The sequence below is a fragment of the Paenibacillus sp. LBL genome (assembly GCF_029893715.1).
Taxonomy (GTDB): domain Bacteria; phylum Bacillota; class Bacilli; order Paenibacillales; family Paenibacillaceae; genus Paenibacillus_AQ; species Paenibacillus_AQ glucanolyticus.
Genome location: NZ_JARXYU010000005.1, coordinates 337,742 through 357,714, shown reverse-complemented (window position 1 = coordinate 357,714; position 19,973 = coordinate 337,742). Strand labels below are relative to the sequence as shown.

At 47.7% G+C, this 19,973-nt stretch carries 16 protein-coding genes and 1 pseudogene; 13 read left to right on the top strand and 4 right to left on the bottom strand.

Translation table 11 applies throughout. The features are described 5' to 3' along the window. The 4 genes and pseudogenes from M2277_RS14945 to M2277_RS14930 all read left to right on the top strand — a co-directional run. A pseudogene (locus M2277_RS14945) lies at positions 1-540 on the top strand (HNH endonuclease signature motif containing protein); the annotation flags it as partial. Positions 541-561: 21 nt separating this feature from the next. Next, the gene (locus M2277_RS14940) at positions 562-1,611 is read left to right on the top strand and encodes a hypothetical protein (protein WP_280755056.1); all 1,050 of its coding nucleotides are present in this window, start codon (positions 562-564) and stop codon (positions 1,609-1,611) included. A 122-nt stretch (positions 1,612-1,733) separates the two neighbouring features. Continuing rightward, the gene (locus tag M2277_RS14935; RefSeq protein WP_280755055.1) at positions 1,734-3,287 is read left to right on the top strand and encodes an ABC-F family ATP-binding cassette domain-containing protein; all 1,554 of its coding nucleotides are present in this window, start codon (positions 1,734-1,736) and stop codon (positions 3,285-3,287) included. Between the two features lie 523 nt (positions 3,288-3,810). After that, positions 3,811-4,941, top strand: coding sequence for a ThiF family adenylyltransferase (locus M2277_RS14930; RefSeq protein ID WP_280755054.1), 1,131 nt, complete (start codon positions 3,811-3,813; stop codon positions 4,939-4,941). A 100-nt stretch (positions 4,942-5,041) separates the two neighbouring features. Here M2277_RS14930 and M2277_RS14925 read toward each other — a convergent pair whose 3' ends face one another. Further along, on the bottom strand, positions 5,042-8,392 hold the full coding sequence (locus M2277_RS14925; RefSeq protein WP_076152479.1) for a discoidin domain-containing protein: 3,351 nt from the start codon (positions 8,390-8,392) through the stop codon (positions 5,042-5,044). Between the two features lie 371 nt (positions 8,393-8,763). Here M2277_RS14925 and M2277_RS14920 point away from each other — a divergent pair, with 371 nt between their 5' ends. Continuing rightward, positions 8,764-9,483, top strand: a complete 720-nt coding sequence (locus M2277_RS14920) for a response regulator transcription factor (RefSeq protein ID WP_036638043.1) — start codon at positions 8,764-8,766, stop codon at positions 9,481-9,483. Between the two features lie 40 nt (positions 9,484-9,523). On the opposite strand, the gene M2277_RS14915 is transcribed toward M2277_RS14920, so the two are convergent. Beyond that, positions 9,524-10,018, bottom strand: coding sequence for a C40 family peptidase (locus M2277_RS14915; RefSeq protein ID WP_006209695.1), 495 nt, complete (start codon positions 10,016-10,018; stop codon positions 9,524-9,526). Between the two features lie 265 nt (positions 10,019-10,283). Further along, positions 10,284-10,928, bottom strand: coding sequence for a thiamine diphosphokinase (locus M2277_RS14910; RefSeq protein WP_006209697.1), 645 nt, complete (start codon positions 10,926-10,928; stop codon positions 10,284-10,286). A gap of 138 nt (positions 10,929-11,066) precedes the next feature. On the opposite strand from M2277_RS14910, the gene M2277_RS14905 reads away from it, so the two are divergent. After that, positions 11,067-11,714, top strand: a complete 648-nt coding sequence (locus tag M2277_RS14905; RefSeq protein ID WP_036638209.1) for a trimeric intracellular cation channel family protein — start codon at positions 11,067-11,069, stop codon at positions 11,712-11,714. Positions 11,715-11,794: 80 nt separating this feature from the next. After that, positions 11,795-12,259 (top strand): low molecular weight protein-tyrosine-phosphatase, encoded by a 465-nt coding sequence (locus tag M2277_RS14900; protein ID WP_036638049.1) that lies wholly within the window; start codon positions 11,795-11,797, stop codon positions 12,257-12,259. A gap of 158 nt (positions 12,260-12,417) precedes the next feature. Here the strand turns inward: M2277_RS14900 and M2277_RS14895 are convergent, their stop codons facing one another. Then, a complete protein-coding gene (locus M2277_RS14895; protein WP_006209700.1) occupies positions 12,418-13,146 on the bottom strand; it encodes an alpha/beta hydrolase in 729 nt (242 codons plus the stop codon). 256 nt (positions 13,147-13,402) lie between these two features. On the opposite strand from M2277_RS14895, the gene pdhA reads away from it, so the two are divergent. The 6 genes from pdhA (at position 13,403) to M2277_RS14865 (ending at position 19,923) form a co-directional block, all read left to right on the top strand. Next, the gene (gene pdhA / locus M2277_RS14890; protein ID WP_036638211.1) at positions 13,403-14,470 is read left to right on the top strand and encodes a pyruvate dehydrogenase (acetyl-transferring) E1 component subunit alpha; all 1,068 of its coding nucleotides are present in this window, start codon (positions 13,403-13,405) and stop codon (positions 14,468-14,470) included. Positions 14,471-14,633: 163 nt separating this feature from the next. Beyond that, on the top strand, positions 14,634-15,611 hold the full coding sequence (locus M2277_RS14885) for an alpha-ketoacid dehydrogenase subunit beta (RefSeq protein ID WP_006209702.1): 978 nt from the start codon (positions 14,634-14,636) through the stop codon (positions 15,609-15,611). A 29-nt stretch (positions 15,612-15,640) separates the two neighbouring features. Then, positions 15,641-16,960 carry a dihydrolipoamide acetyltransferase family protein gene (locus M2277_RS14880; RefSeq protein ID WP_006209703.1) on the top strand — a complete coding sequence of 440 codons (1,320 nt, stop codon included), beginning with the start codon at positions 15,641-15,643 and terminating at the stop codon, positions 16,958-16,960. Between the two features lie 3 nt (positions 16,961-16,963). Further along, the gene (gene lpdA, locus M2277_RS14875; protein ID WP_006209704.1) at positions 16,964-18,379 is read left to right on the top strand and encodes a dihydrolipoyl dehydrogenase; all 1,416 of its coding nucleotides are present in this window, start codon (positions 16,964-16,966) and stop codon (positions 18,377-18,379) included. A gap of 198 nt (positions 18,380-18,577) precedes the next feature. Next, a complete protein-coding gene (gene thyA / locus M2277_RS14870) occupies positions 18,578-19,372 on the top strand; it encodes a thymidylate synthase (protein ID WP_006209705.1) in 795 nt (264 codons plus the stop codon). 56 nt (positions 19,373-19,428) lie between these two features. Then, positions 19,429-19,923 (top strand): dihydrofolate reductase, encoded by a 495-nt coding sequence (locus M2277_RS14865; protein ID WP_006209706.1) that lies wholly within the window; start codon positions 19,429-19,431, stop codon positions 19,921-19,923. Positions 19,924-19,973: the final 50 nt, after the last annotated feature.

Genomic DNA, 19,973 nt, shown 5'->3' with positions numbered 1-19,973 from the left:
GATATTCCACCACCAACCTACAAAAAGTTCTACAAGAATAACTACAGAACTTTTAAAGTTGCAGGAGTATTCCTATTCCCTTTAAGAGATGTGAAAACGATGAACAACTTATGTTTTCAACAAGATCTAAACCCATTCACATCTGAAGGTAGAACACTACTTCATAAGAAATTAAATCCGGACATAAATTCTGAGATTATTAAACTCATGAAGTCCAACATCCCGGATCGGAGCATCGAATATCTGGATAACAGGTTGAGTAGATACAGTATGAAGGCGGGGAAATGCGAAATTTCAGGCGTCTTCCTTACCGCTGATGAAATACATTGTCATCACCTTCAACCCCTTCACCTTGGAGGAACGGACATGTACAAAAATCTACGAATCCTACACAAAGATATCCATAAAATAATTCATGCATCAATACCGGAGACGATTGTTAAACTCATGTCTACCATTGAAATTTCTGAATCCATAATTCAGAAGATCAACCAGTACCGTAAAATGAGTAACTTGGAACCTATTGATATAAAAATCTAAAAAGATGGAGCGCCGTGTGCGATGAAAGTCGCACGCACGGTGCGGAGAAGGGGAAAAGGCGGTGATCGTATCAAACCCTTACCTATTTCTATTGATCTTGCCATCCTATTTACTGCGATCTTTTTCCCATTGTTTCTTATTGTGGGTATGCGGTCTGAAAGCCTGGAGGATGTCCGGTATGTGGAAATGAAATACACGGCAGCTCTGCGCACAGCTGTACAAGATGGCGGAATGATGCTGAATGATAACGAAACACAGGCGAAGGAGTCGGCCTATGATTCCTTAAAATTTATGCGGGCCGATAAAGAGAAGGCGCTGGATTCCTTCGCCCGGACATTATATGTCAATATGGGGATTGCGGAAGATACAGCTGCACAGGCTGCACTCTGGTGGTACATTCCAGCGATGGTTGTCCTCGATTATGACGGGTATTATCTGTATGTTTCGCAGACCTATTCGAGTGAACATGGCGAAGAGATCATGCAGCATAGATGGACACCGAAAATCCCTTACGCTTGGACCGATGATACCGGAAACAGCATCCGATTTACCTTGGATTCTTTTGTTCATGTATTTGAGTCCGGGCCTAATCGCTGGCAGTCTGGGTTTCGGAAGGACTTGATCGGTGAAACCGGTGTAGCGTTGCTGGATGATGAGGATATGTTTGAGCAAGTTCGTCGGATTACCATTATGAACACGATTCAAGATCAACTTGCTTATTACATCCAAAGACATAATCAGATCGCTCTGCGGAATGGTATATCGTATACATTCACGCTTCCTTTGATATCCCGGGAGGATTGGGTGAACACGATTGACGATATCGGTATTATGGCGTTTATCCAAGGCATTCCCGTAGGCGATCAGTACTACAATAATTATGCGCTTGGGGGTGGGAGACTGGTTAAAGCCCCTGTCTATTTCGGGGGTATAGATAGCAGAGGGCTGAAATACTATTATCGAGATGCCTGTCAATACAATTATCGTGTAGAAGAAGTGTTTCCCAATGCCAAGGAAGCAGCCGCTGCTGGATATCAAGAGAAAAGCTGCTATAATCCCGGTGTTATGTAATCCCTGAAAGTTGTAGTTTCGGCTGGACTCATGGATGTGATACAATAAACTCTTGACTGTGTACAATCCACTAAATTAACATGAAATAAGTTCATTTTATACAGACAGGAGTTACTATAGCCATGAGTTTATTGACTGTAGAGAACGTATCACACAATTTCGGGGATCGTACTCTATTTAAAAATGTATCCTTTCGTTTGCTCGCCGGAGAACATGTTGGTCTGGTTGGAGCAAATGGTGTAGGCAAATCAACACTAATGAATATTTTGACTGGCCAGCTGTTAAAAGATAGCGGCAAGGTAGAGTGGACACCGAAAGTGCGTTATGGATATCTGGATCAGCACACCAAGCTGACACCTGGGAAAACCGTTCGCGATGTGCTGAAGGATGCTTTCTTGCCCCTGCTGCAGCTGGAAACAGAAATGATGGAAATCACCAATAAAATGAGTGATGCCTCTCCAGAGGAGCTTGAGCTTTTGCTTGAGCAAATGGGTGAGATTCAGGAGCAGCTGGACATCGGTGATTTTTATATGCTGGATGTTAAGGTTGAAGAGATGGCGAACGGACTTGGGTTATCCGTGATTGGCCTCGACCGGGATGTTGCTACACTGAGTGGGGGGCAGCGTACGAAGGTATTGCTTGCCAAGCTTCTGTTGGAAAAGCCCAACGTATTGTTATTGGACGAGCCTACCAACTATTTGGATGTAGAGCATATCGACTGGCTCACCCAATATCTGAAGCAGTACCCTTATGCGTTCATGTTGATTTCCCATGATACCGAATTTATGAACCAGGTGGTCGATGTGATCTATCATCTGGAATTTGCGATATTAACTCGCTATACAGCTAACTATGAGAAGTTTCTGGAAATGGCCGATATCAATAAGAACCAGCATATCGATGCCTACGAGAAACAGCAGGAGTTTATCAAGAAGCAGGAAGATTTCATTCAGCGGAATAAAGCCCGCTATTCCACTTCCGGTCGTGCAAAGAGTCGGGAGAAGCAGTTGGATCGCATAGAGCGGATCGACCGCCCAGAGGAAGCGGCTAAACCTGTGTTTAATTTTAAGGAATCCCGTGCCAGCGGCAAAACGGTGTTTGAGGGCGTGGACTTTGAAATTGGATACGACAGACCTTTGCTTCCCAAAATGAGCATAACCATTGAACGCGGAGAGAAAATTGCGATCGTCGGCTGTAATGGCGTAGGTAAATCGACGCTGCTCAAGACGATATTAGGAAAAATCCCAGCACTCTCCGGCAAGACGTATCAAGGCGATTTCCTGGTGCCTGCTTATTTCGAGCAGGAAGTTCGTGCGGGCAATATTACGCCGATTGATGATGTATGGAACGAATTCTCACACTTGAACCAGCATGAGGTTCGTGCTGCGCTCGCCCGGTGCGGGCTTAAGAATGAGCACATTACCCGCCCATTGAAGGCACTCAGCGGTGGTGAACAAGCGAAGGTTCGCCTGTGCAAACTCCTGATGCGTGAGAGCAACTGGATTCTGTTTGATGAACCGACAAACCATCTTGATGTTGTAGCTAAAGAGGAACTGAAGCGTGCATTGAAGGAATACAAAGGCACTATCCTGCTGGTTTCTCACGAGCCTGAATTTTATGAGGACTGGGTGACCAAGATCTGGAACGTAGAGGATTGGTCTACTCAGAATTCTTAAGAGCAGCGGGATGTATCATTCATCGAATTGCACTGAATAAGGGGTTACCTATAGAAGGACGAGCTGAATGCAGCTCGTCCTTCTTGGTATCGGTGGCAACCTCTGTGCCTTTTCAGGGTTCTAAAGTGTTCTTAATCCATGTGCATTTGTGATATGCTAAAATGATGACGTAGCCGAGAGGGTAGGTTTACCAAGTGCCCAAATCCGTGCCCGTCAGCTCCGTCTATTGGTTGACGCATACGGTGTAGAACGATCCCGTAGACCGGCTCTGTTGGATAGGATAATTGACGTCGTTGTCAGGGAAACAGCCGAAGAAGCGATAGAGCAGCAGATAACGCGGGAGGCGCAAGGTCTTTTATGGGGAATGGCTTGGAGAGCACGGAGTGCTGCCTGGATTCTGCGTCATCGCTAGTATGCTGGAGAAGGCGCTGAATACCAAGTTATATTAAGATACGATGAGGCTGCCCATCCTCATGGGGGACGGGTATTTGTATGCAGAAATAGATCATCAGGAGGAAAGGTCATGTCTGGATTCAGTGATAAGCGTGAGGGACCGATAAATAACAAACAGAATTCTGATGCAACAGCTGCGCAGGTCTCGGGCCGAAGCGATGCATCTTCGATAGAACGTGAGCACCGTTATTCCCGTCAAGAGCGATTTGCACCCTTTGGAAGCGAAGGACAGCAGCGGCTTGCAAGCAGTCATGTGCTTGTCCTTGGGGCGGGTGCGCTGGGGAGTGCCGTGGCGGAGACTCTGGTTCGCGCAGGAGTTGGGCACGTAACCATCGTCGACCGAGATTACGTGGAGTGGAGTAATCTGCAGCGTCAGCAGCTGTTCACCGAACAGGATGCAATCGACCGGCTCCCGAAGGCAATAGCAGCGGCTAAGCGGCTAACTGAGATTAATTCGGATGGTATCATTGATGGCATCGTGATGGATGTTCGTGCCCAAGAATTGTCGATCCTCTGCCAAGGCGCAGATTTGATAATGGACGCCACGGACAATTTTGAAACCCGGCTGATCGTGAATGATATCGGATTTAAGTTAGGGATCCCGTGGATTTATGGAGGGTGCGTGGGAAGTTCAGGAATGAGTTACACTTTTCTGCCGGGAGAAACCCCTTGTCTGAACTGTCTGCTCGGAACCATTCCTTTAGGCGGGGACACCTGCGATATAAACGGCATACTCCCCCAAGCGGTACAGATCGTAGCTGCCCATCAAACGATGGAAGCGATGAAACTGTTGTCAGGGCAAAGGAATGCCCTTAGAAAAAAGATGCTGTCATTTGACCTGTGGCGCAATGAGCGGGTGGAATTTGGCGTGGACCGTGCCAAGAAATCAGATTGTCCAACGTGTGGAGAGCATCCTGATTATCCATACCTGACCTCAGCGAATGTGGACAAAAGCGAAGTGTTATGCGGGAGAGATACGGTACAGATCCGACCTGCCAGACCATTACAGCTGGACCTTCACGAAGTAGCCGATCGATTGAACCGGCTTCAGCAAGGAAAAGCCACCGTAACTCCGTACATGATCATCTATCAGGTAGATCCCCATCGTCTCGTTATATTCGGGGACGGCAGAACGCTGGTCCATGGGACATCGGATTTAGCCAGAGCCAGAACGCTTTATCATAAATACGTCGGTGGATAATGACGAAAATTGCATGGGTGTAGAAATGTAAAATACAGTATGGGTGTAGAAACTAAACAAGAGGAGGCGCCTTATTCACGGCACCTCCTCTTGCTGCATTTTATTGCAGGATCAGATTAAAACCGTTCTGAATGAAGTACAGATTAGGATGAGCGATGTTTCGTGTGGTGAGATTGTTGAACGTCGCAGATCCATTCCCTGTATAAGTGTAGATCGCCGCACCCGGATGCGGGGTGGAGAACCGTGAAGTTGTGATTCCATCAAGTCCTGTGCCGTCGATATTGATATGGTTAAATACGATGTTCTGGAAGCCTCCACCATAACCAAACTGCACAGCGCTGCGTTGGGTGTTCCGTATATCGATGTTGGTAAACGTGACATTTCGGATCGGATTATTCGATGCTTCCAGATCGATTGCACCACGCTCCCCGTTATACAGATCTTTACTGGTTCCACTGCCTATAATGGTGGTGTCGGAGAACAGAATGCCCGTATTGTTCTGAAAATGGTATCCAGGGAACACGGTGTTCATTCGAATGCCGGAGCCGCCAACCGTGTCAACAATCAGGTTGTGAGTAGCCTTATGGCCGCTTCCTCCAAAAAATGCGATGGCTGCCGCACGCCAGTTGTTTTCGATGGTGTTGTAGGAGAACGTATTGTTGACGCCGGCAGGCGCGCCGTTCACGTTACTCGTCCACACGGCAAGTCCGTCGTCCCCGTTATTTCGAATACTGCTGTTACGTACGGTTGAGTTGCTTGTTCCTTGAGCAAAATTGACGCCATCCGCGAGATTATTACGGACACGGCTGTTCTCAATGATCAGTCCATCCGCGATTATCGCCGGAGTATGCGCATAATCCCCTACCCAGAAGCCGCATTCAAAATGCTCTACCCACACATTATGAATTTTGGAATTCGTGCCGAAGTTATCCATAAATCCTTTGTAGACGGCATTTTGATTATAACGCGACCTCAGATTTGAATTCAGGTAAATATGGCTGAAATCCAGCTGTCCTGTGACACGAAGCGATATTCCGCCTGACGCTGCATTCGGATTGGTGAATTGGATGTTTGTATGCCAGATGCCAGCGCCCATAATCTTGATATCATTGATCATGTTGCCAACGGATCCTACCTTCCACATGTTGCCCAAATGGAATGTTCCTTCCGGAATGTATAAGGTTTTGCCCGATGAAGCAGCAGCTTGAACCGCGGCTTCAAACGCTTGAAGGTCATCGTTGCCGTCGTTCGCTACAGCGCCGAGGTCTGTTACCGATACCGAATTGGCTGGTCGGGCGATAGCTGCAGGAACCGGCTCAATTTCGATGAAGTCGACACCATATTCCAGGTTATCGGCATTGGATTTCTGAATACGGATCTTGTCCCCTGGCTGGAGCGGAGTATCCATTTTCCAGTGTACTTCATCAAATCGGAAGAGGGGACGCCCGCCACCCGGTGCATCCTCAGGATGATCACTGGAGAAATACTGCCAGCTATAATAGGAAGACAACGGAATGGTTTTTTTCTTGGCTCCATTTACATAAACGTCAAGCGAGCCGTTCAATCCCATGCCGTTCGACGAGTCCGGCATCGTATATCTCATGGTTACGCCAGCGCCACTTTCGCCTTGTCTGACGGTCCACTCCAGGCTGGAGCCGTTAGAGGGAAGAGCTACGTAGCTTTGGCCAGAAGCTTCCGAGGCTGTCAGTGCTTGATCGAATGTCGGAGCTGTCTTTAGAATGGCACCGCCACCTCGGGCGGCATCATCCGTATCGTAACGGGTATACGGCATGCTTGCGCCGCGGGATGAATAAACGGACAGATTGGCCTGACTGACGTTATTCTCTCGTTTAACTGGTGCTTCATTCGCATCTGCTGCGACAGTTGTGGTTACTGTGTAGCTGCCATTTGCCGCTGTCCAGGTCCCTGGAATAGTGACGCTAGTGGATGCACCGGCAGCAAGCGTGCCGTTATAGGCTCCATTTAAGGTTTGGATCGTTGATCCTGCAGGATTCTTCAGCGCGACTGAGATGGCATGGGAGCCGCTTGCAGAAGCTTTGTTCCCTTGGTTTTTAAGGTTAACGGTAAAAGCTACAGCATTACCTGCAGCGGGTGTAGCTGGAGTCCATTGTACCGTTCCTACCAAATCGGAGCTTTCCACAGGTGCGATGACCAGTGGGGAGGAATGCAAATAGCTGTTATTCTCTTTATTTTGTTCGATGATTTGATTATTTTCATCGACCTTTGCTCGGAGCGAATAGGAGGCAGCGGCATAGGTACCGGCCTGCAGCGAAACCGTGGTGGAAGCTCCTACTGCAAGCGCTCCTACCGCAGAAGTGCCAGCCAACGTGCTGTTCAGGTAGAAATTGACGGTTGTAGGCGGAGCTTCAACGCCGCCGATGTTTTTCACGATGGCCTGTAACGTAATTTGATCATTCTCAAGCGGTGAGGAAGGAGTCCAGGACAAACCGGTTATGGTTAGATCCGGATTCTGCGCGGGCTTGCCGTATACTTCGAATTCTGCAACCTGTCCGGCCGGTGCCCCGGAATTGGACGTAATGTTTAACTGCAGACGTTTCGCAGTTGCTGTGACCGGTATGGTTACCAAGTTGCCGGAAGCCGGATTAAACGTATAAGCTTGTGCCGAGACCAGATTACTGAAGTTAGTTGAACCTTGGTTATGCCCTAACACTTGAATGGTTTGGGTGCGAGTTCCCCACTCCGCCGACGGGTTTAGCTTTAATACGATCGAGGTAATCTCGTGGTCCGATCCCAGATCGAGTGTTAAAGAGCTTGGATTGGTTCCGCCCTCCCAGTATGTATGGATGTCGTTGTCGTTTGCATTGGATGCTACATACGTGAATGTGCTTGAAGAGGCGGTTACGGGTTTGCCAATCGAGATGTTGTCTCCCGTTGGAGGAGTTGACGGAGAGTCGGCAGATCCGTAAATTTCGAATTCGGACAGCTGCGCAGCGGGCCAAGTCGTGTTCCCTGTAACGTTCAGTCGGACATAGCGGGTGCTTGTTTCGTCAAAATGGAGGGTGACCGCGTTTCCTGTCCCGGATGGGCTGAACTCATAGTCCGCCGAATCTACAATACTCGTGAACGTTGAACCGTTCACACTCCCTTGCACAGACAGGGTTTGGCTCCGTGATTCCCAATTGGAGGGGAGCTTTAGCACGATCCGGTCAATACTCGTATTGGCGCCGAGATCGACTTGAATCCATTGCGGGAACGCTTGATTCGTGCTTTCCCAGTAAGTGCCCTGATTGCCGTCGTTGACGTTACTTGGGCTGTAGGTTTGGGACTGACCGCTTGCTGTTACGGGTTTGCCCAGTGACAGGTTGGTTTCACCTGCGGCCGAAACGGGAACGGCAGGCCCGGCAGTCGTAAACAAAATGGATATTAGCATGGTTACGACAAGGGGCCATGCTACGTGTTTGTTGCGCATGTTATTTTTCCTCCTTCATAAATGATTGATACCCGACGAAGGCGTGCGGTTCGTTGAAAAGAATGAAAACGATTTCAAGAAAATGACCTTTTTCAGACTTGATTACCGGATGAGACTTACACCTCCGAACAATATGCGCGATGCGTTAGAAGCCCCCCTTTCGTGTTCATATATCCCATTATAAAAATAGATCCAATGAGAAGATAAGATGTAATTCTACGGAAATTGTAGGTGATCCCAGCATGAATTGGATAAATAAGGGTGCTTGAGAGACGATTTTGGTTACGGCTGTTAAAAATTTGAAACAGGACTGAAAGCAGGAACAAATAGACATACTTACAATATTAAGTGTTGAAAGCGGGGGAGAACCCGTGGAGAAAGTTATTTTGATTGCGGCGGATAATCAAGAGCGGGTTCAACAGCTCATGGAGAAACTCGGACAAGCAGGTTATAAGGTGACACATGCTTTAAATTACTCCGAGGTGGTCGCAGCGTTACAGCGCACAAACGCTGACTTGCTGCTCATGGATAGCAAGCTGCCGGGAATGAGTCATTTTAACCTTGTGCAACGGCTGACAGGCAGAGGGGAGCAGATTCCTATTATCGTCATTGGGAATGATGGTTCTGATGAAGCTATTCAAGCGCTGGAGTCTGGTGCCCACGACTATATTCCGAATGAATGGGACACCAGGGAATTGTTGGCGCGGATTTCCAATCTGTTGAGACTCTTTCAGACAGGTCGCAAGGAGCAGGATGAGATCATTCGCATCGGAGATCTGGCCATTGACCCTTTATGCCGAAATGTCACCCGGGAGAATGAAACGCTTGCACTTACTCATCGTGAATATGATCTGCTGCTGTTCTTGGCGAGAAGGCAGGGCCAGGTTTGTACGCGAGAGGACATATTAAGAGAAGTGTGGGATTATGATTTTCATACGGGGACCAATGTGGTCGATGTTTATATTCTTCATTTAAGAGAAAAAATCGATAAAGGACGCAGGCCTAAACTGCTGCGCACCATTCGGGGAATCGGATATAAACTCTTATCCCAGGATGAGATCGATGCAAACACAAAAGACCGTCTTCCTTGAGTGGAAGACGGTCTTCATTATTCTGATAGATAGTATTAAACTACAGTACGCGACGAGCTTTCAGGTACGTTTTGCTCCAGTTGCCTGTCAGGGTGGAGATTGTTACACCCGGTTTGCCGTAGGTGTGCAGAATTTTGTTATTACCCATGTAGACAGCAACGTGAGTTACGTTGCTACCATTGGCACGGCTTCCGCTTGAGAAAAATACCAAATCGCCTGCTTTAAGGTTAGATTTTGATACCGCTGTGCCAACTTTGGATTGGGCAGCTGATGTACGTGGAAGGTTTACTCCGTATTTCTTGAAAATATGTTTCATGAAGGATGAGCAGTCAAATACACTTGTAGTGGACGTGGATGCTCCAAATTTATAAGGTGTCCCCATATATTGTTTACCAAAGTTAACGACTTGAGTTCCTTTGCTTACTGATGCGGCTTCTACAGGAGCTGGCGGTGCAACCGTAAGGACTGCCCCTGCTCCCAATGTAGCGCTCAAGCTGATTACTACGGCCTTCTTAATCCAATTCTGTCGATTCATGTTGTATACCTCCAAGCAGTTTTGTTTTTGCGATGAACCGAGTATATCAGATTTGAAACCGTCTATATTTTGGATATTTGGCGCAAAGCGTTGGGACACAAGAAATGAAAGCGAATTATTAAAATATCATTAAAAGTTACAAAATATTAAGAAATAGTTCCATGTAATAGTTCCGAAACGAATAAAAACCCTTGATATACAAGGGTTTTTAACGTCGATTTAAGTTGTTAACAATTATCGATTAAAGATTACAAAAAAGTAACGATTAGCCATCCTTACTCTGAATGATGAGCAGCAAACCGCCCTCAATCCGGACCGTTCCCTTATCTTCAGCCAGCTTATTGCTGACCCCTAAGGATTGTCCCAATCGTAATGTGGCATCATGGAGAGGATACTCAAACCCCTCAAGATGGATGCCTGTCACTTCCGTTGTGAGCGGCAGCAGGGAGACATATGTAAACCCCTTGTTCTCGACAATGCAGCTCGTGCCTGTCAGTGTGATGAAATTGTTCTCATCTAATATAGAACATGAGATGTGATGCTGCAGTCCTCGAATCAGCATGTGGATGTTAGCGAGCGTATGATCCAGGCGCGAGCCTGTTGCCCCAAGAATCAATATGGATTCGGGGGATTTATCCAGTGCCAGGTCAAAGGCAAGCTCGGTATCGGTCAGATTTTTATCGATTGGGTCACAGTCAATTACCTTCTCGCTCATGGACCTTACGCGTTCCATCTGCTCTGGCGGAATGGAGTCGAAATCCCCCACAGACAGGTTGGGTCGAATGCCATGCTCAATCAGGTAAAGGGCTCCCCGGTCTGCCCCTATAATGAAGTCTCCGTTCTGGATCTCTTCCAGAAACCGTGGTGACAACTCCCCACCTGTAAAGATCAGGACGCGGGTATGCTTCATAGTAAATTCCTCCTTTTTTGAGAGAATTGCCATTGAACTCTAGTATAGAGCAGTTTTCATGCTTGCACAATTTTGATAGGCACGGCTACAATGTAATATGTAAAATTGACGGGGGAGCGGGGGAACTGAATTTTGGACATGCATGTGTTTGACGTATTCAGCATCATTGGCACCATTGCGTTTGCCATGTCCGGAGCTTTTGTAGCAATGGAAGAAGAATACGATATTCTGGGGGTTGTGGTGCTTGGTTTAGTCACAGCCTTCGGCGGGGGTATAATAAGGAATGTACTGATTGGCGTGCCGGTAACCACCCTGTGGGGTCAGGGGGATTTAATCGTACTGGCAATGATATCGGTATTCGTAGCGTTTGTGCTGCCGCTTGGTTTGATTCAGCACTGGAAGAAAACGGAGGCCTTGTTCGATGCTATCGGTTTATCTGCCTTTGCGATTCAGGGGGCCTTATATGCCACAGAGATGAATCACCCTCTTAGTGCAGTAATCGTGGCAGCCGTCCTGACAGGCAGTGGCGGAGGGATGGTCCGCGATCTTCTGGCAGGCCGCAAACCGCTAGTGCTGCGCGATGAGATCTATGCTGTCTGGGCCATGGCTGCAGGTGTCGCCATCGGTCTCGGCATCGCAACCAAGACTTGGCAGCTGCTCACACTATTTGCAGTTGTCATCCTGTTCCGGATGCTATCGGTGCTTTATAAATGGAGATTGCCGAGAAGGTCGCTTCACCGTGGAATAGGTCAGGCACCCAGCGGAAAAGAAGTAAGCTCGGGTTAATGGAGATGCAAACAAACGTTATTCGTGGGTAGAGAAGACACGCGAAGGACGATTTTTATATCGTAAAGGAGAGGGGAACTATGGTATCCGTCTTGTTTGTATGTTTGGGCAATATCTGCCGCTCGCCTATGGCTGAAGCGGTGCTGCGTCATAAGATTGTGCAGCGGGGGCTGCAGGATCAGGTAAGCGTGGATTCAGCAGGAACAGGTGACTGGCATATCGGCAGCGTTCCTCACGAAGGAACCAGAAAGCTGCTGGACAGCTGGCGTATCAGCTATGAAGGAATGGTTGCGCGTAAAGTGGTCAGCCAGGATCTCGCGAACTTCGATTATGTAATCGGCATGGATGATTCCAACGTGTCGAATATGCGCAAACTATCCGGGGGCAACGACGCTGCGATTCTGAAGTTTATGGATTTGCTTCCGAATGAAAAGCTGCGCGAGGTGCCTGATCCGTATTTCACCGGAAATTTTGAGGAAGTGTATCGGCTCATTGATGCCGGGTGTGACATCTTACTGGACAAAATCATTGAAGAAAAGCTATAATCTTATTCGAACAAGCGGTGAGTCAGCCGCTTTTTTGACGAAAGCAATTGAAAGCGATACCAAGAGAACGGACTGCTGAAAATAAAAGATGAACAATGCACATTCCATAAAAAATGCGCGATTGTTCATCTTTTTTTGCCAGTCGTGCTCGACTCGAATTAACCCAGGAAGTACATAAGCGCAGCAGGAAGCTCTTTTTGCCAGAAGCCCCAAAGGTGACGCCCGTCTTTCTCGAGATAAGATATCCGGGCACCCCGTTCCTCCAGCAGAGCCTTGGTTGAACGGTTCAATTCAACAAAATTATAGACACCTGTATCGGTTGTATAGTTGTCCTCTTGCAAGCCTACAATCATATAGATGTCGAGCCAGGACAAATCCGCTTCCTCCCGAATCATATCCTGGGACTTCTCATAGAAGGCACCGGACAAGCTGATGATTCTTGTAAAAAGCTGAGGGTAACGCAGGGCCAGATGCACGGAGACACTTCCGCCCAGGGAATCACCAGCGAGCACACGCTCGGAAGGCTCTCTGCGAACAGGATAATTTTGTTCAATGAAGGGAATAATCTCTTCGGCGAAGCAGGAAAGGTAAGCGTCGAATCGATTTCCGAACGGTGCATACTCTTCTGTGCGAACTTTCGTGTTCACTTCCACGCCTACAATGATGAACGGCTCGACGCCCTCTTCGAGAATGAGCTGGTTCGCCCATGTCGCGATGCGGCCGAAATTGAAAAATTCCTCTCCATCCTGACAATAAACAACGGGATAGCTGAGAATTTCATTGTAACCGGGAGGAAGATAGATGCGCAGTGTCCGATTTTCCTGCAGAAACTTGCTTTGTATTACTTCTTTAACGATGGTTCGCTTCAATAAACGTTCATTCGTCATCATTCGTCACCTTTTTCGGGTTAGTTTTTGAAATGCAGTAAACAATAAGTTAAAATTACCCTGACATGTCTATGTTGTCTGCTGTTCTATGATGTTTGTCATACTGTTATAGTATTATCAATTAACTGTTATACATACAAAAGTCAAGAAATCTGAAATTTTATCCCGCATTTCTTTGACGAATGGAGTAAAACAGGTGTATAATAATTCTATAACAGCGGAACTTGATATTCAAATATTTATTGAGGTGAAAAAAATGACCAAGGTTCCTTATGAAGTATATACCGAGGAAGTAGATACTCTATCTGTACTTTCCCCGGATGGCAAAATCGTAAACAAAGATCTTCTGCCTGAATTGTCAGACGATCAGCTGAAAGAAATTATGTACCGTATGGTATTTACCCGTACTTGGGACGACCGCGCCGTGAATCTCGGCCGTCAAGGACGTCTCGGTTTCTATGCACCTGTATCCGGTCAAGAAGCAACAATGGTTGGCAGTGAGTTCGCGCTTGAGAAAGACGACTTCGTATGCCCAGGCTACCGCGATATGCCGCAAATCGTATGGCATGGACTTCCGCTTTATCAAGCTTTCTTGTATTCCCGTGGACATCAGCATGGCGGACAAATTCCAGAGGGCGTTAACGTATTAATGCCTCAGATTATCATTGGTGCTCAAATTCTGCACGCAATGGGTATTGCTATGGGTTATAAATTGAAAAAGCAGAAGCAAGTCGTTATCACGTACACCGGTGACGGCGGTTCTTCGGAAGGCGACTTCTACGAAGGATTGAACTATGCGGGCGTGTATAAATTGCCTGTTATCTTCTTTGTGCAAAACAACGGCTACGCGATTACAACTCCGTTCTCCAAGCAGACGGCAGCATTGTCTATCGCTCATAAAGCAGTTGCAGCTGGTATCAAGGGCGTGAAGGTCGACGGTATGGACGTTCTGGCAGTCATCAAGGCGGTTCGCGATGCTGCAGAGCGTGGTCGCAACGGCGAAGGTGCAACTCTGATCGAAGCGGTAACTTACCGTTTCCGTCCGCATTCCCTGTCTGATGATGCTTCCAAATATCGTACGAAGGAAGAGGAAGGCGAGTGGAACGAGAAGGATCCAATCGCACGCCTTGCGAAATACCTTGAGCAAAAAGGTCTGTGGACTGAAGAAGATACAGCTCGCGTAAAAGACGAAGCGAAAGCGAAAGTCAACGAGCAAATCAAAAAAGCAGAACAAACGGAAAAAATGACAGTACCTGGTTTGATCGACAGCATGTTCGAACAAACACCTAAGCATCTTGAAGAGCAAAAAGCTGATTTTCAATAAAAATGACGGGCCGATGATTGTCATAGGTTGATCCTGGGATAATCATCCGGTTTTGTCATGGGTGCAGCAGGTCTTTATATAACGTTTCGATATATATTTAGCCGCTTTAAGGCTTAACAATGGAAGTTTAGTCAACTGTATTTCTTAAGGAGGAAATGAAGCAATGGCACAAATGAACATGAAAGAAGCGATTCGCGACGCCATGCGCGTTGAATTGAGCCGTGACCCTAACGTTGTCATCTTCGGTGAAGACGTGGGTAATGTCGGCGGTGTTTTCCGTGTAACGGAAGGCCTTCAAAAAGAATTCGGGGAAGAGCGCGTATTCGATACGCCGCTGGCCGAGTCCGCTATCGGTGGTTTGGCAGTAGGTCTCGGTATCCAGGGCTTCCGCCCGATCGCTGAAATCCAATTCGTTGGATTTATCTTTGAAGCTCTTGACCAAATCGTGGTTCAAGCAGCGCGCATGCGTTACCGTTCCGGCGGACGTTACCATTCTCCGATCGTATTCCGTACGCCGTTTGGCGGCGGGGTTAAAGCGGCAGAACTGCATACCGATGCACTGGAAGGTTTCATCACGCAAACCCCGGGTATTAAAGTTGTAGTGCCTTCCAATCCTTATGATGCAAAAGGACTCATGATCGCGGCAATCCGCGACAATGACCCTGTATTCTTCATGGAGCACTTGAACCTGTATCATGCGTTCCGCGCTGAAGTTCCTGAAGGTGAATACACCGTAGAACTTGGAAAAGCTAATGTGGTTCGTGAAGGAACCGACGTGACGATTATCGCTTACGGTCTGATGGTTCACACAGCAACAAAAGCTGCTGATGAGCTTGAGAAGAACGGAATCAAGGCCGAAATCATCGATTTGCGAACCATCGCTCCAATCGATATCGATACCGTGCTTGCTTCGGTGAAGAAAACCAACCGTGCCATCGTGGTTCAAGAAGCGCAAAAATCCGCCGGCGTTGCCGCGGAAGTTATCGCTCAAATCAACGAGAGAGCGATCCTGCATCTGGAAGCTCCAGTACTGCGCGTAGCACCGCCAGACACCGTGTATCCTTTTGCACAAATCGAGGACACTTGGCTGCCTACTCCAGCGCGTATCGTTGAAACCGTAAATAAAGTATTGAATTTCTAATAGCAGCAATTTCTAGGGAGGTTTTTCAGTTGGCAAAATTTGAATATCGTTTTCCAGAGCTGGGTGAAGGTTTGCATGAAGGTGAAATCATCAAAATGCATATCAAGCCAGGCGACAAAGTAACAGACGACGACATCATCATGGAAGTACAGAACGACAAAGCGGTCGTGGAAGTTCCTTGTCCCGTGAACGGTACGGTTCAAGAAGTTTTTGCCAAGGACGGTCAAGTATGCCGTGTCGGTGAAGTGGTTGCTATCATCGATGCTGAAGGCGACATTCCTGAGCAAGAAGCTCCAGCTGAAGAGCAAGCCGCTCAAGAAGCCGACGCAGCTAAGGGCAGCGCGGATACAACTTCTTCCCCGGCTCAAGATGCTCCGGCTGACGCTAAGCAAGGCGGAAACGGTGAAGCGGCAGCGCCAGCAGTACCTAACCGTGAAGTTTTGGCTACACCTAGCGTGCGTAAATTCGCTCGTGAGCAAGGCGTAGACATCACACAAGTACAAGGCTCCGGCAATAACGGCAAAGTAACACGCGAAGACGTTGAAGGTTTCAAGAACGGCGGCGGCCAGGCAGCAGCGGCTCCTGCACAAGAAGCGTCTTCCGAAGCTAAAGCAGCTCCTGCAGCATCCGCAGCGGTGGATACTCGTGCAGAAGAAGAACGCGTACCATTCAAAGGAATCCGCAAAGCGATCTCGAATGCGATGGTTAAATCGGCATACACAGCTCCGCACGTTACGATCATGGACGAAGTTGACGTAACCGAGCTGGTAGCTTTCCGTACCCGCATGAAGCCAATCGCAGAGAAAAAAGGCACAAAAGTTACGTATCTGCCATTCATCGTAAAAGCACTCGTTGCGGCTAGCCGTCAATTCCCTGCTTTGAACGCAATGATCGATGAAGAAGCGAACGAAATCGTGTACAAGAAGTACTACAACATCGGGATCGCTACAGATACAGACAACGGTCTGATTGTACCGGTTATCAAAGATGCAGATCGTAAGAGCATCTGGATGATCGCTGACAGCATCCGTGATCTGGCTGCTCGCGGCCGTGAAGGCAAACTGTCTCCTAACGAAATGAAGGGCAGCACAATTTCCATCACGAACATCGGATCTGCAGGCGGTATGTTCTTTACGCCGATCATCAACTTCCCAGAGGTTGCTATTCTTGGTACCGGCCGCATCAGCGAAAAAGCGGTTGTGAAGAACGGTGAAATTGTTGCGGCACCTGTAATGGCATTGTCCCTGAGCTTTGACCACCGTATCATCGATGGTGCTACAGCTCAACACTTTATGAACTATATTAAACAACTGCTCGCTAACCCTGAGCTGCTTGTTATGGAGGTGTAACTAATGGTAGTTGGAGATGCTTCTTTGGATATTGATACCCTAGTCATTGGTGCTGGTCCTGGTGGTTATGTGGCGGCGATTCGTGCCGCCCAACTGGGTCAAAAAGTTCTGATCGTTGATAAATCGGAGCTCGGCGGTGTTTGTTTGAACCGTGGTTGTATTCCTTCAAAAGCGCTGATCGCTGCTGCTCATCAGTTTGAATCAGCTAAGCATGCGGATGCATTCGGTATTTCTGTAGAGAATGTAAAAGTTGATTTTGCAAAAACACAGGAATTCAAAAACGGCGTTGTTAAGAAAATGACCAGCGGCGTATCCGGCTTGCTGAAAGGCAACAAAGTTGAAGTTTTCAACGGTGAGTGCATGTTCATCAACGAAAACGAAGCGCGTGTATTCAACGATCATGAATCTCCGCGTTACCGTTTCAAGAACTGCATCATTGCTACAGGTTCCCGTCCAATCGAACTGAAGCCTTTCCCATTCGGCGGACGCATCCTGTCTTCGACCGAAGCGCTGAACCTGCCAGAAGTACCGAAGAGTTTGATCGTTATCGGTGGTGGATACATCGGTGCCGAGCTTGGTCAAATGTACTCGAAATTTGGTTCGAAGGTTACCATCATCGAAGGTCTGGACAGCGTACTGGCTGGCTTCGACAAAGACATGACCAGCCTTGTTACGAAAAACATGAAGAAAACCGGTATCGAGATTATCACAGGTGCAAAAGCTGAAAGTGCTGAGCAGAATGATAAAGAAGTTACCGTGAAATACTCCGTGAACGGTGAAACGAAGGAAGTAACGGCAGACTACCTGTTGGTTACTGTCGGCCGTCGTCCGAATACGGATGGTGAGCTTGGTCTGGATCTGATCGGTATGGATCTTGACGAGCGCGGCTTTGTAAAAGTCGACCATCAAGGTCGCACCAGCATTCCTCATATCTTTGCTATCGGTGATATCGTATCCGGTCTGGCACTTGCTCATAAAGCATCTTACGAAGGTAAGGTTGCTGCTGAGGTGATCTCCGGAATGCCATCTGTTGTTGACTACAAATGTATTCCAGCTGTGGTGTTCACAGATCCGGAATGTTCCAGCGTAGGTTACACCGAAGCTCAAGCGAAGGAAAAAGGCCACAAAGTAAAAGCAGGCAAATTCCCTTACGCAGGCAACGGACGTTCTGTATCCCTGAACCATCCTGAGGGCTTTGTGAAGATCGTAGCCGAAGAAGGAACAGGACTTATCCTCGGTGCACAAATCGTAGGTTTGGAAGCTTCAAACCTGATCGCTGAGCTTGGTCTTGCCATTGAGATGGGTGCTACACTTGAAGATGTAGCTTTGACTATCCATGCGCATCCGACTTTGGGCGAAATCGTAATGGAAGCTGCGGAACTGGTTATGGGTCATCCGATCCACATCATTTCCCGTTAATTCTAGGACACTACCTTAGTCATTATATATTTGGCCAGGAGGCAGAGAACGCGCAGGCGGTTTCTGCCTCCTGTTTTTGTTTTTTTGCGGATGATCGAATGTATGGATTATCGTAAAATGCAGAGTTATTTTCTGCGTGTCATACATTCCACGATCATGGTAGACTGTTGATATGAGATTCTAGTGAGGTGACTATAGATGAAACAATACTTGGAGCTGCTGCAGGACATACTGGATCATGGTGTAGAGAAGGGAGACCGCACGGGGACCGGGACGCTATCCGTATTTGGAAGACAGCTGCGTTTTGATCTTTCACAAGGGTTCCCGCTAATGACAACGAAGCGGATTCACCTTAAATCGGTTGTACACGAGCTTTTATGGTTCCTGAGCGGGGAAACGAACATTCGATATCTCAAAGAGAACGGCGTGCGGATATGGGACGAATGGGCGGATGAGAATGGCGATCTGGGTCCGGTCTACGGTTCGCAATGGCGGGCTTGGGAAACGCCGGATGGACAACATATCGACCAGATTGCAAACGTGATCGAGTCAATTAAGAATAACCCCGACTCCAGGCGGCATATCGTCAGCGCCTGGAATGTGGCGGAGATTGAGAACATGAAGCTGCCTCCATGCCATTTTGTGTTCCAATTCTACGTTGCGGGCGGGAAACTCTCCTGTATGCTGACCATGCGGTCTGTGGACAGTTTCCTGGGCCTCCCGTTCAACATTGCCAGTTACGCGCTGCTGACCCATATGGTTGCACAGCAATGCGGGTTAGAGCCTGGTGAATTCATTTGGTCCGGAGGGGACGTGCATATCTACTCCAACCATATGGAACAGGTGAAAACCCAACTTGAGCGTGAACCGTACGAGCTGCCGAAGCTGATTATTAAGCGCAAACCGGAGAGTATTTTTGACTATACATTTGACGATTTTGAATTTGAGGGCTATCAATATCATCCGACCATCAAGGCAACTGTAGCCGTGTAATTCCTTTGAATCTGTTGCATGACAATCTATCAGAGCAAGGAAGGAGATGATCTATCATGATATCCATGATATGGGCAATGGGCAAGGATCAGGTGATTGGCTTAAACGGAACAATGCCGTGGCGTTTGCCGCGGGACATGGCTTTTTTCAGGGAGAAAACCTTGAACAAAACGATTCTGATGGGGCGTAAAACCTGGGAATCTTTTGGCAGTAAACCGCTGCCGCACAGAACGAACATTGTGCTTACCAGGGACGAGAATTTTACGCTGTCGGAGGATCAAGGGATCGTTCTTCACGATATCGAGGATGCTACGGCTTATTCGAACAACGGAGAATTAATGGTAATTGGTGGAGCACAAATCTACGAGAAGATGCTGCCCAAGGCAGATCGTCTGTATTGCACGTTCATTGACGAGTCTTTTGAAGGGGATACTTACTTCCCGGAGGTGGACTGGGATCAATGGCAGATTATTGAAGAAATCCCGGGTATTACAGATGAGAAAAATCCATACACTTACCGGTTTGTTATTTATGAGCGAAAACACAAGTAGTAATGAGCACCAATTGAAGGGATAGACTGCAGCTATCTAATCTATGTTGT

What these genes read in the sequence shown, in the direction of transcription:
- M2277_RS14940 (WP_280755056.1), top strand. Translation starts at nt 562, where the DNA reads ATGAAAGTCGCACGCACGGTGCGGAGAAGGGGAAAAGGCGGTGATCGT.
- M2277_RS14935 (WP_280755055.1), top strand. Translation starts at nt 1,734, where the DNA reads ATGAGTTTATTGACTGTAGAGAACGTATCACACAATTTCGGGGATCGT.
- M2277_RS14930 (WP_280755054.1), top strand. Translation starts at nt 3,811, where the DNA reads ATGTCTGGATTCAGTGATAAGCGTGAGGGACCGATAAATAACAAACAG.
- M2277_RS14925 (WP_076152479.1), bottom strand. Translation starts at nt 8,392, where the DNA reads ATGCGCAACAAACACGTAGCATGGCCCCTTGTCGTAACCATGCTAATA.
- M2277_RS14915 (WP_006209695.1), bottom strand. Translation starts at nt 10,018, where the DNA reads ATGAATCGACAGAATTGGATTAAGAAGGCCGTAGTAATCAGCTTGAGC.
- M2277_RS14910 (WP_006209697.1), bottom strand. Translation starts at nt 10,928, where the DNA reads ATGAAGCATACCCGCGTCCTGATCTTTACAGGTGGGGAGTTGTCACCA.
- M2277_RS14905 (WP_036638209.1), top strand. Translation starts at nt 11,067, where the DNA reads ATGCATGTGTTTGACGTATTCAGCATCATTGGCACCATTGCGTTTGCC.
- M2277_RS14900 (WP_036638049.1), top strand. Translation starts at nt 11,795, where the DNA reads ATGGTATCCGTCTTGTTTGTATGTTTGGGCAATATCTGCCGCTCGCCT.
- M2277_RS14895 (WP_006209700.1), bottom strand. Translation starts at nt 13,146, where the DNA reads ATGACGAATGAACGTTTATTGAAGCGAACCATCGTTAAAGAAGTAATA.
- pdhA (WP_036638211.1), top strand. Translation starts at nt 13,403, where the DNA reads ATGACCAAGGTTCCTTATGAAGTATATACCGAGGAAGTAGATACTCTA.
- M2277_RS14885 (WP_006209702.1), top strand. Translation starts at nt 14,634, where the DNA reads ATGGCACAAATGAACATGAAAGAAGCGATTCGCGACGCCATGCGCGTT.
- lpdA (WP_006209704.1), top strand. Translation starts at nt 16,964, where the DNA reads ATGGTAGTTGGAGATGCTTCTTTGGATATTGATACCCTAGTCATTGGT.
- thyA (WP_006209705.1), top strand. Translation starts at nt 18,578, where the DNA reads ATGAAACAATACTTGGAGCTGCTGCAGGACATACTGGATCATGGTGTA.
- M2277_RS14865 (WP_006209706.1), top strand. Translation starts at nt 19,429, where the DNA reads ATGATATCCATGATATGGGCAATGGGCAAGGATCAGGTGATTGGCTTA.